The sequence below is a fragment of the Blautia luti genome (assembly GCF_033096465.1).
In the GTDB taxonomy this organism is placed as follows: Bacteria; Bacillota; Clostridia; order Lachnospirales; family Lachnospiraceae; genus Blautia_A; species Blautia_A luti.
The window spans coordinates 3,402,018-3,419,814 of record NZ_AP028156.1; the positions used below are offsets into that span (position 1 = coordinate 3,402,018).

Annotated in this window: 11 protein-coding genes, 2 pseudogenes and 1 riboswitch; of the genes and pseudogenes, 2 read left to right on the top strand and 11 right to left on the bottom strand. The window is 41.3% G+C overall.

From position 1 onward, the window contains the following. Positions 1 to 10: 10 nt before the first annotated feature. The 10 genes and pseudogenes from R8695_RS15745 to R8695_RS17785 all read right to left on the bottom strand — a co-directional run. Positions 11 to 844 carry a class C sortase gene (locus R8695_RS15745; protein ID WP_154779478.1) on the bottom strand — a complete coding sequence of 278 codons (834 nt, stop codon included), beginning with the start codon at positions 842 to 844 and terminating at the stop codon, positions 11 to 13. A gap of 4 nt (positions 845 to 848) precedes the next feature. Next, positions 849 to 1,670, bottom strand: coding sequence for a class C sortase (locus R8695_RS15750; RefSeq protein ID WP_154779477.1), 822 nt, complete (start codon positions 1,668 to 1,670; stop codon positions 849 to 851). A gap of 109 nt (positions 1,671 to 1,779) precedes the next feature. After that, positions 1,780 to 3,363 carry a SpaA isopeptide-forming pilin-related protein gene (locus R8695_RS15755; protein ID WP_154779476.1) on the bottom strand — a complete coding sequence of 528 codons (1,584 nt, stop codon included), beginning with the start codon at positions 3,361 to 3,363 and terminating at the stop codon, positions 1,780 to 1,782. Between the two features lie 160 nt (positions 3,364 to 3,523). Beyond that, complete coding sequence (locus R8695_RS15760) at positions 3,524 to 9,898, bottom strand: LPXTG cell wall anchor domain-containing protein (RefSeq protein WP_154779475.1); 6,375 nt, start codon at positions 9,896 to 9,898, stop codon at positions 3,524 to 3,526. A 34-nt stretch (positions 9,899 to 9,932) separates the two neighbouring features. Further along, the gene (gene lepB, locus R8695_RS15765) at positions 9,933 to 10,541 is read right to left on the bottom strand and encodes a signal peptidase I (protein WP_243139423.1); all 609 of its coding nucleotides are present in this window, start codon (positions 10,539 to 10,541) and stop codon (positions 9,933 to 9,935) included. Further along, complete coding sequence (locus tag R8695_RS15770; RefSeq protein ID WP_118509117.1) at positions 10,513 to 10,797, bottom strand: DNA repair protein; 285 nt, start codon at positions 10,795 to 10,797, stop codon at positions 10,513 to 10,515. Before R8695_RS15770 ends, lepB begins: the two co-directional genes overlap by 29 nt. Positions 10,798 to 10,951: 154 nt before the next feature. Then, positions 10,952 to 11,081: riboswitch (cyclic di-GMP riboswitch) on the bottom strand. A 214-nt stretch (positions 11,082 to 11,295) separates the two neighbouring features. Beyond that, complete coding sequence (locus R8695_RS15775) at positions 11,296 to 13,179, bottom strand: ABC transporter ATP-binding protein (RefSeq protein WP_118509116.1); 1,884 nt, start codon at positions 13,177 to 13,179, stop codon at positions 11,296 to 11,298. Continuing rightward, a complete protein-coding gene (locus R8695_RS15780; protein ID WP_154779474.1) occupies positions 13,172 to 14,905 on the bottom strand; it encodes an ABC transporter ATP-binding protein in 1,734 nt (577 codons plus the stop codon). Before R8695_RS15780 ends, R8695_RS15775 begins: the two co-directional genes overlap by 8 nt. Before the next feature lie 74 nt (positions 14,906 to 14,979). Then, positions 14,980 to 15,489, bottom strand: coding sequence for a MarR family winged helix-turn-helix transcriptional regulator (locus R8695_RS15785; RefSeq protein WP_308418791.1), 510 nt, complete (start codon positions 15,487 to 15,489; stop codon positions 14,980 to 14,982). Between the two features lie 295 nt (positions 15,490 to 15,784). Continuing rightward, positions 15,785 to 15,928, bottom strand: a pseudogene (locus R8695_RS17785) (DUF6783 domain-containing protein); the annotation flags it as partial. Between R8695_RS17785 and R8695_RS17790 the strand changes: the two are divergent. Both R8695_RS17790 and thrH read left to right on the top strand, forming a co-directional pair. Next, positions 15,866 to 16,006, top strand: a pseudogene (locus tag R8695_RS17790) (DUF6783 domain-containing protein). The pseudogenes R8695_RS17785 and R8695_RS17790 overlap by 63 nt on opposite strands. Before the next feature lie 247 nt (positions 16,007 to 16,253). Then, a complete protein-coding gene (thrH, locus tag R8695_RS15800) occupies positions 16,254 to 16,856 on the top strand; it encodes a bifunctional phosphoserine phosphatase/homoserine phosphotransferase ThrH (RefSeq protein WP_118509113.1) in 603 nt (200 codons plus the stop codon). Between the two features lie 91 nt (positions 16,857 to 16,947). On the opposite strand, the gene R8695_RS15805 is transcribed toward thrH, so the two are convergent. Next, positions 16,948 to 17,448, bottom strand: a complete 501-nt coding sequence (locus R8695_RS15805) for an NUDIX hydrolase (RefSeq protein ID WP_118509112.1) — start codon at positions 17,446 to 17,448, stop codon at positions 16,948 to 16,950. Between the last annotated feature and the right edge of the window lie 349 nt (positions 17,449 to 17,797).

The following is a 17,797-nucleotide window of genomic DNA, read 5'->3' on the forward strand; positions in this document are numbered from 1 at the left end:
CCAGCCTCCGTTATCTCTGTAGATTTCTACGTTTCCTGCGGCGTTTTACCACCACGATAATGATTATGATCAAGAACACAGCACCGCCGCCGGCCAGCAGCCAGATACCTGTTTCCTTTTTCTCTGCTTCCTTCTGTACCCGAACAACTGTCTCTTCTATGTATTTGGTCCGGTGTCCACGCACCAGAAGCCTGTGTGTGTTGATTCCATATGGCGTACAGGTAACCAATGTGCAGAGATCCTTTCCCTGAACGATTTCCAGGTCAGACATCTCATCGGGCAAAACCACCTTGATCTGGTCCACCTCATATGCCAGCTTCCTGCCAAGCACATTCAGGACAAAAATGTCACCTTCCTCCATCTGATCCAGATCTGTAAAGAGTCTGGCACTGGGCAGTCCCCTGTGTCCGGAAAGAACACAATGAGTACTTTTGCCCCCTACAGGAAGGGAACTTCCTTCCAGATGTCCGATGGCGATCTGCAGTGCGCCCTCGTCTGTTCCGTGGTAGATTGGCAGGGAACAGTCGATCTTCGGAACTTCTATATAGCCCATGATCCCGGTTCCGGAAACATCCAGAAGGCTCTCATATTTCTTCTTATCCTTCTTCGAAAGTTTCCAGTGGTCTGATTTCTTCAAAAGACTTTTATTATACTTTCTGGCTGCTTTCAGCATCTCCTTGTTCTGGGAATCATCCAGCTTCTCCACCTGCTTCGTATAGGTTGCAATAGCGCGAGACTGATGCGCCCTGTTCCACAGGTTACTTACCGTAGGATACAAGAGGAAACCAAGTCCTGCCAGAAAAATAAGTGCGATAATGATCGTTGATATATGTTTTTTCTTCATTCTTTTATCTCTTCCTGCGACCACTTACAAAGATGCCAGCCAGCAAAATAAGCAGGACAGGAACGGCAATACATGCAGCCACAATTCTGTTGTCTACTTGCATGGCATCTGCTGTTACACGAACAGCTTCCGCTTCCTCACGGTTGGCTACACGATGACCGCGCACCAGAAGACGGTGGGTATTAATTCCATAAGGAGTACAGGTGACCAGTGTACAGAGATCTTTGCCCTCTTCGATCTTCAAGTCATCCACTTCGTCCGGAAGAACGATGCGGATCTGATCTACTTCATAGGTCAGCGTCTGATCCAGGGTACGGATCATGAATATGTCCCCCTCTTCCAGCTTGTCCAGATTGGAAAAGAGCTTGGCACTGGGAAGTCCTCTGTGTCCGGAAAGAACACAGTGAGTATTGACACCGCCTACTGGAAGGGAGCTCCCTTCGATGTGACCAATGGCAATCTGAAGGACACCTTCATCTGTGCCGTGATAGATTGGAAGAGAACATTTGATCTTCGGAATTTCGATATAGCTCATGATCCCGGTTCCGGAAACATTCAGCAGTTTATTGTATTCCTTCTTCTCTTTCTTCTTCAGCCCCAGACCATGTCCGGTCTCGAAAAGTTTCTCATTATACTCCTGGGCTGCATTCCACATTTCCTCATAGTCCTGTTCATCCATCTCAGCCACCGAATCCGCGTATGTCGCGATTGCCTGTGACTGATGCAGGGAATTCCAGTAATCACTGATTGTTGGATATAACAGCACGGAGAGACCCATGAAAAATACAAGCACTAATGCAATTGTAGATAAATTCTTTTTTTTCATGTGCATCTCCCTGTTGTCACTTTTTATCCCCAAAGGAACAGGAATGACTTCCTGCTCCTTTGAAGGGTTTGTATTACTTTATAACTTTTTTCTTTATGTAAGTTCGTGATTAGCGGTTAGAGCTCATGCGTTTCTTTGTAACAAGAAGAACGCCAGCGCCAAGCATAAGGATTACACCAACTACGTAGAAAATTGTTGTACCGATACCACCGGTTTCTGGAAGCTGAGAACCAGATTTGTTGACAATGTCAGCTGTTACAGCACCTGTAAATTTTCCAGATTCCGTCTGAGCTATAAAGAGCTCACCAGCTGTTAAACTTCTTAACTGAGGATTATCTGCAAGAATATCATGACCAGCAATAACAGTAAATGTGATGTCGCTAATTGAGTTATATCCTGAAGGAGTCACAACTTCCGAAAGCTTATACTCACCATCATCAATGCCTTTAAATTCAAATATTTTATTATTTTTCTCTGTTTCTGTTTGAGTATATACATCTTTTCCCGTATTAGGATCGTTAGTTTTAGTTGCTCCAATGACCTTTACAGAATTCCACTTACCAGCTGCATCTTTTTTCCATAATTCAAATGCAGCTCCCGCAAGAGGATTTCCATCTTCATCTTTTTTATTCGCAATTACACTGTATGTAAATACTATATTTTTATCTGGTGCTGTTTTGCCAAGTCCATCCTTGTTTGGATTATTGCTATATTCGAGGTAAGAAGTATTTGGATTTCCAGTAGCTCCAATTACTGCATCAGCTCCGAGAATTGCATAATACTCTACAGTAACATTCATTCCCTCAGCACCACCAAGTGTCTTAACATCAGCAATAGTAATATCAAAAGCATTCTTATTCTGATTTACATTTAAAGCATATTCATTATCGTTAAGCTCTCTATCTCCAACTTTAACTTTCAAAGCATGCTCAGAATATTCGCAATTCTCGTCAAGTTTTAAATGGGTCATCTCATCATGAAACACTAATTTATAAGTATCATAATTTTCCAAATCTCCAAGTGTAGCTGTCAGCTGATAAGGAATATGATCACCTATATCATAATCAGCTGAATCCTGCCACGTAGTTTCAGAATTTAATACAGAGTCGTTAACGTCTTTAACCTTTTTTTCCAAAGTTGTTTTACTTGTTTTATTCCTAACAGTTACAGTTTCTGCTTTAGACACTTCCAAAAGAGAAAGGTTACTTGCATCATCCTTACTGGATACAGCAGTTGCATCAACAATCAGATAATATCCTGCTTTGGGTAAAGTAGCTTTTCCCGACTCAGTACCTACAGTTTTTACGTCTGTTAAATTGGCCGCTACTAACTTTGCAAATGTCTTCGCATTGTTCGAATTGTCTGACCACTTTCCAACAATATCTGCTACATCTGCCGGAGTACTACACTTACTGAAATCCACACCATCACTGAAAGTTTTCGGAACTTTTAATGCCTTCAAAAGATCAGTCGAGTTTACACCGTCTCCCCATTTCACATCTGAAAGCGTATTCGTTCCTTCCACTAATGTACCAGTAAAAATCTGATATGCGTAAAAAGTATGTTTTGATATATCTACCGTCGTTGACGCAGTAGTTGGTGTAGATGCATTGCTCGCAAATGCGGTCATGCTCATTGCCGGTACCATAGCCATTGCCAGTACCATAGGTAATACTTTTTTTGAAAATTTCATAACTTTCCCTCTCTTTCTTTTCTCACGCTATTTGCATTGCGCATTGTATGTTGATTTAAAATATCGCCAAATTTCAAACCAACGTATATCCAAAATTAGCTCTCTTCTGCTAATATTGATATTATAAGTTATCTTGTCCGGGTAAGGAGTAGATTATTTTCTACTCCTGCCCTTTGCGTTTCTGTCTTAACATAAATCCTGCAAGTGATCCCACCATCATTAACAGTCCCACTGCTGTAAACCTGTTAGTACCGATTCCACCGGTTTCCGGAAGTTCGTACCCATTATCAGTTATCTTGTTTTTAGCAAGAATTATTATGTTTTGTTTCTCATAGTATACGAAGCTATAAGAACTAGGACTTAATTTTTTTCCATCCTCGCCAATACCAAGTAGTTCATAACCCTCTGGAATATTTACTTCTTCTATTGTATATGTTTTACCATTTTCCAAAGCAATCGATTTTCCATCAAGGTCTGTAATATCTTTAAAATTCTTGTAACCACCCTGTGACACTTCAAAAGTTGCAAGCTCTGTGGCTCCATCTTTCAGCTTGAATTGGAACTTTTTGGTTTCATCAGCTTCCTGAACTTTTCCATTAGAATCAACTACTTCTTTTCTGATAATTGGACTTGAAGCAGGAATCTTCACACCTACCTTTGGTGGTTCTGCAATAATTCCATCCGTTTTTCCCTCAACCTGATAACGGTACCCAAAGCTATTCCATGCGATAAGTCCTGGTGCAGCATCATTGCCTAATCTTCCTTTATACTCATATACCAGTGTATCGCCGGAATCAATCTCTCCATTTAATACCACTACAAATGACTTGTCAGTAGCTAGCCATGTATCATGCCATTCATCTCCAAGTTTTCCTTTAAATTCATCTTCTGTAAATGATGTTTCACTTGAATATTTTACAGTATATCCTGATACAGGTATTGACTGATTATTTTTATCCAACTTGTAAATATTGAGATTTTTAGCAAATGCTACTGTAAATTCACTTCCTCTAATGTCTTTCTGGTTTACAACACCAGTGTCATTCAAACCAGGAAGTAAATCAATCATCACCAGATTATTCATCTTTTTACTGCTTACGTTCCTAATATGATTTCTGTAAATCACATCAACGTCTTTCTCTACAGTGATATAATTTTTATCATCTGATCCACTAGCTGTATTAGATGAATTTCCCTCTTCTGTAATAGTTTTCCATGATACAGTACCATACTCTCCCAACGCATTCACTGATGCACTGGCTTTTACTCCAATGTATTCACCATCATCATTCTTTACAAGTTCTCCGTGTCCGGATTTTACTCCATTTGCATTGAACTCCTGAATTGGAATAAGCGTTGCTGTATTGGTATAAATTTGATAATTTGTAATGGCTTCATTCTCTGTATATAATTCCAATGTTGCATAGCCGCCTGCAGGAATATCATATTGGGAATCAGCGAAATTAAATTCAAAGTCATTTGTTTCCGTATCGTTTATAGAATTCCATACAGCCTCAGTAATATTTTCCTCATGTTTCTTTTGTCCATTAGCATAATAAACTGTATATTTATATGCTTCTTTTATCACTTGCCTATGTAATTTTTGTGCCTCATCTTTTGTAATCAGATGGAATGGATCAGTTACTATATCTGTTACCTTATAATTACTCATATCCAAAACGCCATCATTATAAAGTGTTACAAGCCATTTTACAGCTGACTGCGGAGAAATATTATCATTCGTATTAATATTATTTAATTTAGAATCACCTGCTTTTATATAACCTACCGCCTTTTTTTCAATACCCGGTATGATCTGGTTAATCGGCGTAATTGTTACCTCTGATGATATAACCCGCTTATCATTCTGTATTCCCTCGTCTTTGGATGAACCATTATTCTGATTTGCATCATTAACAGTGTTATCTGTTTTAATCTCTTCATAATCCTTATAATTAACATCCTTATCTACAATTAATTTTGCTGTATTTGTCAAAGGCACATTCTCAACTAGCTTATCATTTGTTTCACATACTACGCAAAACAGAATCAATTGACCTTTTTGTAATTTGTACGGTTTATTATCATCCCCTGTTACTTTCATAGAAAGTTCCTGACCATCTATTGTCGCAGCAATGTGCACTCCATTTACAAAACCAGAAAACCAAGGTGCATAATTTCCCTCTGCAGTAACTATATTATCCGTTAGCGCTGAAGTATATCCTGCTGTCCATGTCCAGCTACGATTTGTGGTCAATCCTTTATATGTTAATCCTTCCGGAATACTATCCTGAATATCAGATATTTCAACAGTTTGTTCCCCTGAATTAATAACTGCAATAGTATATCCAATTACTTTTTTACCTGAGCTGGTAAAAACTTCCTTACTGGCAATTTGAGTTCCACTACTCAGATTACTATTTTCCTGATAATTATAAATTCCCCATACACTTTTCTGTAAATCCACAGATTTGGGATTCTCATATTTATTATCAACAGTAACCCTGATAGCTTTATCAGTCGAAGCACTGTCAACTACTTCAAATGATGCATTCTCAGAAGATATTACGTCCTTTTCTCCGGTAATATCTGTAGCATCCTTTGCTTTTACAACCTTTGCCTTGTAAGTAGTTGTTCTCTCCTTTCCTTCTACATCAGCATTAGTCTCTACCAGCGTGTATTCCCCTACTGGAAGATTATCAAAAGTATAACCCCAACGGGAATTATCCCAGCTTGGACAGCTGAAATCTGAATATTTTACTTCTTTTTCATAAGTTCCATCTTCAAATTGAATTGGCTCACCACTTGATGTCTTTCCAGTAAGTTTAAATATAATATTTCCATACTTGTTTTGATATTCCTTCTCAGAATAATATGGCGAATATCCATTAAACGTTTTCTGCAAATACAACTTTCCTTTTTCTGACCCACCGTATACAGTTACAGATTTAGAACGATCCAGATATTTAACTGTGTTGATAAATGAATAGCTTCCTCCATTCTTTTTCTGTTCATCTGACAGGATAATCTTCGCCGGATACTGTATAGTAACCTTTTCCCCTGACTTCAGCTCATCAATTAACCATCTCAAAACTATTCTGTTACTCTCAAATGTAACACCGGCTGTTCTATCTCCGAATTGGGCTGTAAATGTAGCATTTCCTTCTCGGACACTACCATTTTTATTCTCGTAAAAATCAATCCAACTAACAGTCGATTCTATTCCATTAACTTTTTTAATAAGATGTATGCTGTCGCCCAATATCATTCCTGTTGGCAATTCATCTGTCAGATATTGATCTTTTACATTGTTTGGATTACTTTCATCATTCTTAAGAGTAATCGTATAATTAAATTCCTGTTCATCTGAATAAACTTTACTTGTATCTTTATCAACCGTTTTATTTATTACTATCGGGTTCTTTACAGTAATATCTGTATTACCGCTGCCGCCTGACCCAGTTGTTACATTATTCTTCAGTACAGTATTTCCACCTGTTTTATCTGTATTTACTCTACACTTGTATGTAAAAGTAAGTTGCTCATGTGCACCAATTTTATCAACAGTCCACTGTAGATTCTGTCCATTCACATCAAAGTCAACTTTATGCCCGTCACTCAACGAAATATTTTTCTGGCTTTTTGTGATTTCCGTACTATTAAACTGCGCAGATATAAATTCCAGTCCATTCGGCAACACGTCCTTAAGCGTTTCATTAGCAACCGGAATATCTGTTGGATTTTCAACAGTGATCTTATAGATAACTTCAGCTCCATTATTCAATACACCATTGGCATTTGATTCCTTTTTTACAGTTGTATAGCCTTTATGATATTTAACCTTTACGTTCTCTGTATATTGATTTTTATACTGAGCCTGATTAGAAATATCACTGTTATTGCTCAAATCCTTCATGGCTGAATCATCAGCATCTTTTACTTTTACCGTAAAACTAACTTCTTTCGTTTCACCAGATGCGATATTACTTTCACTTGGAATCCATTCAAGAGTGTAAATACCATTATTTTTATTTTTAGTTACAGTAATATTCTTGCTCTTCAAATCTGCTATCTGTGCATCCGTTAATTCCAAATATTGCGGTAAAGTATCAGTAACCTTGTAATAATTACCTTTCGAGTCTTTTACTATAATTTCATTTGTACCTTCATTTTTCACTGACAAAGTATAAGTAATAGTATCTCCCGCTTTAACACCATTTTTAACACTAGTATTATCTGCTTTTTTACCTACAACAATCTTTTCCGGTTCCCTGGAAGGTATAATAAGTGCATCATCCTCTGTCTCTTTAACCGGATATTCTTTATATGGATGTGGCGCAATTTTAACATGATTCCGGATAATATCTTTTTGAATTTCTGAATTCTCCCGATTCTTGTAATCTTCCGGCACCTGCAGTTTACTTGCATTCAACTGCATCTTAAGGTTAAGATGCGCCTGTTCCTTAGTTGGAACATTACCATTCATATTCTGATTCGGAATCTTTAGAGTATAAGTAACTGTCTTTCCATTAATGTTCAGATTCTCGACAGTTCCTCCCTGCAAATTTGTAAATTCCAAGATTGTTTCTTCATCTGAAGTTACAACCTTTCCATCTTTTACTTTTACCCCCTTGGGGAATGATATATTATCAGGCAAGGTAAATATATCTGTCACTTTCACATAATCTGTCCAGATTTCACCATAATTTTCTCCATTAGAGTGATTTGCTTCAATAGTATATTCATAATTTCCTGTCAGATTTGATCCTGATACCTCTGTATACGCCTGCTTCTGATTATTTACTTTCTTTGAAACCGGATACCACTCATTCTTTGCAACCCATGTAAGAGTTTGAGAATCACCTAAATAATCTGTTCCTGATGTTCCCTCAGGAGCTTTCGTTCTGGTTTCATCTACAGATAACGTCATCTGTGTCTTAGCGGGCATTGTTCCATTTGTAGAACTCAACTCTACATCGAACTCAATTGTAGAACCAGCAGGCTGTTCATATTTAATATAATATTCTCCATTTTCCTCCACTAGTTCTAATTCCAGCGCATCCTTTCCACCATTATAGTTTACAGTCCGCTTTCCATTTTTAAATCCCTCTATATGCACTCCTTCTGGCAGCTTTCCAACTTTAACATAAACAGTTGCTTTAGAGTTAGGATTATTTGCCTGAGAATATGTTGATACAACTTTTGCAGAAAGTGGCTCGCCAGTGTTATCTTCTGGTTTTGATGCTGACAATTCAACTTTAATACGCTGATTAACCGCATCTCCATCTTCTCCGGTAGCTGCCATAGAACTCGTCTCATCATCCAGTGCTTCCGGTGCATCATCTTCGTCTTCTTCAGCTGCCTGTGCTGGTTCCGGTGTCTCCTCCGGCTCCGCCGTCGGAGTTTCTTCTATATTATTATTGTCCGGTTCCTGTGCGTCTGCATCGTCCGCTGCCGGTTCTGCGTCGCCATAGTCGAAGTTCGGGTTGCGTGGCATGGTTACGTAGCCGACGATGATCGCGTTGTCCAGGTTGTATGTATTCTGTTTTACTTCTTTATCAGAGTCGCCGATCACGGTAGTTACCTGGGCGTCATTGGCGTTGAGGACGATTCCGGCGTGGTCGGGGGTGCCGTCCTGGTTGCCGTCGAGGATGATCAGGTCGCCGGTGTTCGGGGTGTAGCCTTCTTTGGAGACCGGTGCCCATTCCCAGCAGTCTGATGGCTGTACCATTGCGGATGACGGGATGCCTGCATAGCTGAGACAGAAGTCTGTGAACTGTGCGGACCAGTTATCGCGGTACGGGTCGCCTGCCCATGCGCCGTAGCGGGTGTAGCCGTTCATTGTGGCGCCGTCTTCTGCTACATTATAATTGGAAGTGCTTTCTCTGTAGCCGATCTGTGTCTGGGCGATGGCTGCCAGATCGCTGCCCCAGTTTCCTGTCAGGGATACAGAGCTTACAGAATTCTGCCATGTATCTGCATCTTCTACATCTGCATTCGGGTCAGAGTAGCATGCCAGTGAATGTGCATGCTCTTCTTTACCACAGGCAAGTACCTGCTCGTAGCATTCTGCTGTGTGCTGATGTCCTTCGCTCTCCTCCTGGTCACAGGTGAGAATGTCCTCTGTCTGGTAGCATTCCTCTGTGTGCTGGTGTCCTTCATTCTCTTCCAGTCCGCAGATCAGATTGCCTTCCTCATCATAGCACTCTTCTGTATGAGTATGAGCACCTTCACCCTCTTCCAGTCCGCAGATCAGCGTCTGTTCCTGGGTATAACATTCATCCGTATGGGTGTGTGCTCCTTCGCCTTCTTCTTTCCCGCAGATCAGACGGTTCTCATAACATTCATCCGTATGAGTATGTTCTTCTATTCCACAGTGAGGAGTTCCCTCTGCAGTAAGTGCCGGAAGGATCAGCGCATATACAGTACAGAAAACTACTATACATGCCAGAATACTGACCGCTTTCTGCCAGCGTTTATGCTTCCGGTTCTGCAGCTTGAACTTCGCCGCCTGATGCAACAACGTATTTTTCATCTGACATCTCTCCTTTTCCCTTTTCCTGTTCCCCTTACTTCACAGGACCTGCTGAACTCAAAGGCCAAAGCCTGAATACAATCTTTCCTACGATCTGCTCCTCTGCCACGCAGCCTACTGATGTATTTCGGCTGTCAATGGAAGTGGATCTGTGATCTCCCATCACGAAGTATCTGCCATCCGGCACCTGATAGGGGAGTTTGATATTGCAGTCTCCCAGAGACTTCTCTACCAGATAGGGTTCGTCCAGGGGGTCGCCGTCCACTGTGACATTTCCCTTCTCATCGATATCTACCCAGCTTCCGGGACCTGCGATCATTCGCTTCACCAGAATCTTATTATTATAGTAGAAAGCGATCACATCTCCCTGGGTGAAATCTGCACCTTTCACAGATACCACGATCTGACCTTCCTGAATAGTGGGATACATGGAATTTCCATATATCTGCAGTACCGGAAGTAACAGTACGGCGATCAGAACTGCCGCGGCTGCTACTGCGATCAGTGTACCGATGGTATTGCGCAGCACCTGATAAAACCGGTGCCTGTATTTACTTCTGTTTAACTCTGCCTCCAGCTGTGAGACTGTGGGCAGGGAAGTAATTTCTTTTTTCTTATGCTTCCTCATGCTGAATGCTTTCATTCTCCCGCCTGTCTGCATGCTGTCTGATATTCTCCAGATACTGGTCTGCTGCCTGCTGTGCTGCCTCGAATACCTTATTGATCCGAAGTGCTGCTTCCGCGATAGATCCGGCTTCCTGTTCCATCAGTCTCCGGTCTTCCAGCTTCTGCTTCGTCTCCTCCAGCTCCTGCTGCAGGCGCTGCACTTCTTTGCTCTGTTCCAGGAGCATTTCCAGTAAATCTGTGCGGCTTAAACGCCGCAGCTCTTTTTCAGTCATTATGCTCTCCATCCAAGTTTATTTCTCACTGCATTTGTTTCTGTGCAGAAATGTTTCTTTTTGATGCTTATTTTTGATTTTATTAAGTCATATTTTTGACTTTTTCTGACTTTTAACATACAAAAAAAGCCACAATTATTCTTTGATAAAAAATAATTGCAGCCGAACTACCTTATAAATTAATCCTTCCCGGATTAATACTCCTCTTATGTATGTAAATACTTTTTTATCAAAGGCTCCAAGCTTTGCGTCCCTGGCTCACACCAGGTTTGCCAATTCCATATTCAGTTTCGTACGTTTCACCATGCTTCTCATATTATACCTCTTGGGACAAAAATTTGTCAACCGGTACCAGTCCGTTATATTGTACAATTTTACGTTCACTTTTTGCATATTTCGTACAATTTTCGGTTTTATCAGTAATATATATATAAAAGCGCCTGCCAATCTGTTACTATTGACGATTGACAGGCACTTTTTGGTTAGACCAATTCGGTTTTATGATAATTCCAATTTTCCGGTATACAGCTGATAGTAAGTTCCTCTCATCTTAATGAGGTCTTCATGATCGCCTCTCTCGATGATCTTACCATGATCCAGTACGATGATGGCATCGCTGTTTCTGATGGTTGAGAGTCGGTGAGCGATTACGAATACGGTACGGCCTTTCATCAGGTTATCCATACCTTTCTGTACGATACTTTCTGTACGGGTATCGATACTTGAAGTTGCTTCATCCAGGATCAGTACCGGCGGGTTGGCTACGGCTGCTCTGGCGATGGAGAGAAGCTGGCGCTGACCCTGGGAGAGTTCTTCGCCGTCTCCGCTTAACATGGTGTCGTAGCCCTTTGGAAGCATCTTGATGAACTGGTCAGCATGAGCCAGTCTTGCTGCCTCGTATACTTCCTCATCTGTGGCATTCAGTTTACCATAACGGATGTTTTCCTTGATAGTTCCTGTGAACAGGTGCGTATCCTGAAGTACGATTCCCAGAGAACGTCTCAGGTCATCTTTCTTAATCTTGGTGATATTGATTCCGTCGTAACGGATCTTACCTTCCTGAATATCGTAGAAGCGGTTGATCAGGTTTGTGATAGTTGTCTTTCCTGCGCCTGTAGAACCTACGAAAGCAAGTTTCTGTCCAGGTTTTGCGAAGAGGCTGATGTCTTTCAGAATGACTTTATCCGGATTGTATCCGAATGTAACGTCTTCGAAACGAACATCTCCGGTCAGTTCTGTGTAAGTTACAGAACCATCTGCGGAATGCGGATGTTTCCATGCCCACATACCTGTTCTTTCTTTACATTCTGTAATGTTGCCGTTGGCATCTTTTCTTGCATTCACAAGTTCTACATAACCTTCATCCTCTTCCGGTTTCTCATCAATGAGTTTGAAGATACGTTCTGCACCTGCAAGTGCCATAACGATGGCGTTGAACTGCTGTGCCACCTGCATAAATGGCTGAGTGAAACTCTTTGTGAACTGTAAATAGGAAGCCATAACACCAAGAGTGATGCCACCCACACCAGTTACAGAGAGAAGTCCGCCAAGTACTGCTGTCAGTACGAACTGCAGGTTACCGATGTTACCGATCACCGGTCCCATCATATTTCCGTATTTATTGGCATTTGCGGAGCTCTCGAAAAGTGCTTCGTTGAGTTTATCGAATTCTTCTTTTGATTTATCTTCGTGGTTGAAAACTTTTACCACACGCTGACCATTCATTCGTTCTTCCACGAAACCGGTCACATCTGCCAGAGATACCTGTTGACGGATGAAATATTTGCCACTGTTGGAACCAATCTTACTGGTAACCTTCAGCATAATAAAAATAATCACAACTGCCAGAATCGTAAGCAGCGGACTTAACAATAACATGGAAATAAAGGTAACCACGATCGTAAACAGTGCCATCAGTGCCTGTGGGATCGCCTGACTGATCATCTGACGCAGGGTATCTGTATCGTTAGTATAGAGGCTCATGACAGATCCGTTTGTATTCTGGTCGAAATAGCGGATCGGAAGAGTCTGCATATGCTCGAACATATCATCACGGACACTTTTAAGCACACCCTGACCGATATAAACCATCATTCGGGTATAAATAAATGTGGCAATCACACCAAGTGCAAAAATACAGCCAAGGACTGCAAGTGCCTTATAGAGTTCTGCAAAGTTCGGATCTGTCTGTCCGATCAGCGGGATGATAAAGTCATCCAGCAGAAATTTCAGGGACAGGGATACTGCAATACTTGCTGCGGAACTGATAAAGATGCAGATAAATACGATGATAAACTGTATCTTATGGGTTCCTGTCATATATTTCAGAAGTCTTTTGGCAGTTTGGATGGTGTTCTGGTCTAATTTTTTCTTCTTATTCATCGTCTCCGCCTCCTTTGACCTGTGATTCATATACTTCTCTGTAAATATCATTTGTCTTCAGCAGTTCTTCTGAAGTACCCACACCTGCGATCTTACCGTCATCCAGTACGATGATCTGATCTGCATCTTCAATAGAAGAAACTCGCTGTGCGATAATAATCTTTGTTGTGTTCGGGATCTCCTCGCGGAAAGCCTTACGTATCAGGGCATCTGTTCTTGTATCTACTGCACTGGTAGAGTCATCCAGGATCAGGATCTTCGGTTTCTTGAGAAGAGCCCTTGCAATACACAGACGCTGCTTCTGACCGCCGGATACGTTGTTACCGCCCTGAACGATCATTGTATCGTAGCCATCCGGGAACTCACTGACGAATCCATCTGCCTGGGCCAGCTTACAGACCCTCCGAACTTCTTCCTCACTGGCATGTTCATCACCCCAGCGAATATTGTCATAGATGCTTCCTGAGAACAGCACATTTTTTTGAAGTACCATGGAAACCTGGTCACGAAGTACTTCCAGATTGTAGTTGCGTACATCCACGCCTCCCACCTGGACATTACCCTTTGTGACATCATAGAGTCTGGGGATCAGCTGCACCAGGGTAGACTTTGCACTTCCGGTTCCGCCGATGATACCTACTGTCTGACCGGATTTAATATGAAGATTTACATCCTTCAGGGAAAGATTTCCTCCCTCTCCTGCATAGCTGAAATCTACATGATTAAAGTCAATGGAACCATCTGCCACATTCTTTACTGCATCAGCTTTATCCTGCATCTCAGGAACTTCATCCAGAACCTCTACAATACGGTCTGTGGATGCTTCTGCTATCATGATCATAACAAACACGAAAGTTACCATGTTCAGGGACATGAGAATCTGAAGTGCGTAGACAATGATACTTGTCAGCTCACCGGTTTCCATGCCACCGAGAACAATTCCTCTTCCGCCAATTGCAACAATGATAATGATTACAGTATACATGGCAAACATCATAACCGGTGAGTTCCATGCAACGATTTTCTCTGCTTTAGTAAACAGATCATAAACATATCTGGAAATTCCATGGAATTTCTCAATCTCATAGTCCTCTCTTACGAAAGCCTTAACTACACGTGAGGCATTTACATTCTCCTGAACGGAATTGTTCAGGTTGTCATATTCATCAAAGACCTTGATGAAATGCGGATGTGCCTTTTTCGCAATAAAGATCAGTGTACCGCCAAGGACAGGAACAACTATCAGGAAAAGCATTGCGATCGGTTTATTGATCGTCAGTGTCATAATCCATGACAGGATGATCATAAACGGTGCCCTGGCAAGAAGGCGGATACTCATCATGTATGCCTGCTGTACATTTGTGATATCAGTGGTCAGTCGTGTGACCAGACCTGATGTTGAAAAGTGGTCGATATTTTTAAAGGAAAAATCCTGCACCTTATAAAAAATATCGTGTCGTAAATTCTTCGCATATCCTGCTGCTGCAACTGCCGCCATATTTCCGGCCTGTACGCCGAAGAACAGGGAAATCATTGCCATTGCAACAAGGATGACTCCACGCTGGATGATATAGCTCATATCTCCGTTTGCAATACCTACGTCGATAATCTTCGCCATCTCCAGAGGAATCAGAACTTCCATCAGTACTTCCAGGATTACAAGGACCGGAGCCAGTACAGACTGCTTCTTGTATTCCCGGACTGAACGTAAAAGTTTCTTATTCATCTTTGTCGATGTCCTCCTTAATTATAAATTTTCTGTAACTGTTCAGCAGTCCGCTGACTGCAAATACTGAACAGTTACAATTTTTTACTGTCATTTTTAGAATCGCAACCTTGTTTTCGCTGCAGTTCTTCCAGATTCTTGTGCATCATCCACAGTACCTGTTTACACAGAGTTATGTCTTCTCTCGGAATTCCTTTTTCCAGCCAGTGCTCTGTCTTATCAATGTGCTCAAGGATCGCCGGAAGAATGTCTTTCGCCTTATCTGTAGGTACGATCCGTTTCAGACGTCCATCCTGCTTTGCACTTTCTCTGTAAATAAAACCTTTCTTCTCCATCAGCTGAAGCATACTTGTAGCAGTTGATTTCCGTACCTGAAATTCCTCCTCGATATCCTTCTGATAAAGGTCATGGTGCAAAGTTTCCAGAAGAATAAACTTCAGCACATGTTTCTGCAATGTAGTCAGTTCATCTGACTCCATCACAATCGACGGATTATTTCCATTCCGCATCATCTGATGGGAAAGAATCCCGACCAGTCTTCCCATATGCATATCCTCTACTTTAATTTTCAGCTCTTCATCCACACTTCACACCTCCTTTAAGCTGATAAAATCCCACCTCCAAAACTCTGCATACAGACAAAATCTATAGGTGGGAAATTTCATAACTTCTTAATTAGTTAGCATTCTAATAGTTCGTATCCTAACTTTCAACTATTATAGGGATGTATCTATGAATTGTCAACTTCTTTTTGAGAAAGATTTTTTTTGAAATATATTCACATAACATTTGATATTATATCGCTACAGAAATATAATACCAGTAATTACAAATATTACATCTATCTTCAGGGAGGATCTGTATGTCTATAATTTTATATCATGGTTCAGAAAACATTATCGAACATCCGATGTACGGAAAAGGCGCCCGAGAGCGTGTTTGAAAAAGGCTTTCTGCAAGATGTGCGTCACAATTTGTGGGAGATTTTGCACGGATGAGGGCGCCGTAGCGGGCTACGGCAACTGAATTCGGGTGAAATATCCCACAAAGTGGGGCGTGCAGATTGTAGGAATGATTTTTCAAACACGCTCGAGGACATGAAGACTATCTCAGATATTCTCAGCGAATATCAGGAGATCTGCTGTTACTGTTCACTCCGTTCACAGTAACGATCTGCTGGAAATCCAGCATCATATCTTATTTTAATAATTGCAACCCCAATAAGAATATGTTAAGATAGTTTCATTAAGTACAGCGATAAAATATAAAAGTCATCAATATTACCGGGTGCAGGATAACCCCGTAATAACAGCAATCAACAAAGGAAACAAGAGGAGGAACTATCATTATGTATATTACATGTCTTGACGTAGAAGGCGTATTAGTACCAGAAATCTGGATCGCATTTGCAGAAGCAAGTGGAATCCCGGAATTGAAGAAAACTACCCGCGATGAGCCGGATTATGATAAACTGATGAAATGGAGACTTGGAATTCTGAAAGAACACGGACTTGGTCTGAAAGAGATCCAGGATGTGATCGCGAAGATCGATCCCCTTCCAGGTGCGAAGGAATTCCTGGATGAGCTTCGTTCTTTCTCTCAGGTAATCCTGATCAGCGATACCTTCACACAGTTCGCAGCACCTCTCATGGAGAAACTTGGCAGACCTACTTTATTCTGCAATACACTGGAAGTTGCAGAGAACGGCGAGATCACAGGATTTAAGATGAGAGTGGAGCAATCCAAGTTAACTACTGTAAAAGCTCTCCAGTCCATCGGCTTCGACACCATCGCAAGCGGCGATTCATACAATGACCTTGGCATGATCCAGGCAAGCAAGGCAGGATTCCTGTTCCGCAGCACAGAGAAGATCAAAGCAGACTATCCGGAGATCCCGGCTTATGAAGAATATGATGAACTTCTGAACGCCATCAGAAACGCTATGAAATAAAAATCCATATACACTAAAACCCGGCAGCCCTTATCTTAATTCGATAAGACTGCCGGATTTTCATTTATTCCGAAAATTTTCTTTTGTATTCTTACTCAAACGCTCTCCTGATGCTGTCATAATGTAAAAATTTGCCCGCCTCGCCCAGCTCTCTGATCTCATCAGCTGTGGCGAATTTATATCCATCTGTTTCTTCTGTCTGAAGATGCACATCTTTCTCATCAATATCCATGACAAAGCGGTACACATCTACGAAATAATTATCTCCCTCACCTGGGTTCTCTCTCTGATAGGTAAAAAGATAACCTCCTTCTGCATTCCGCGCATCCAGGCCTGTTTCCTCTTTTACTTCCCTCAGTACAGCCTCATAGGATTCCTCGCCTGCCTGTGCTGCTCCACCGGATACTTCCCAGCAGCCCGGCGCCCATGCCTTGGTCATCACACGCTTGGTAATAAGAAAAGTTCCGTCCGGTCTGGCAATCACTCCAAGTACCGTCAGATGGTACTCGCCATCCTTCAGGCACCAGTCATTCCTCTTCATAGTCCGTCCTGTAGGCTTCTTATCTTTATCATATATGTCCCAAAATTCCATTTCTTTTCTCTCCTCGTATCAGTTTCTTCTTGTTTATTATCTTCATCCAGTCTCTCAATATCCATATTCTTCGGCAGAACACAGCTTAATACTACTGCTGCCACGAATACCAATGTTATAACCTTTTCCTTTCCGAACAGACCTGTACCATGTCAGCTGTTCTCTGTTGTATCTATATTATAAATTGTTTCTCCTGATTAGGCAACTTGATGTTTTTTATTACAGGTTTTTTTATTTTCCATGATCCTTGCATTGAAATTGAACCTCTTTTTCAGTATAATTGCTGTATAGAGGATCGTGATTACTGCATTGCTGCTGGTCAATAAGATCGCAGATTATATGGAAGATA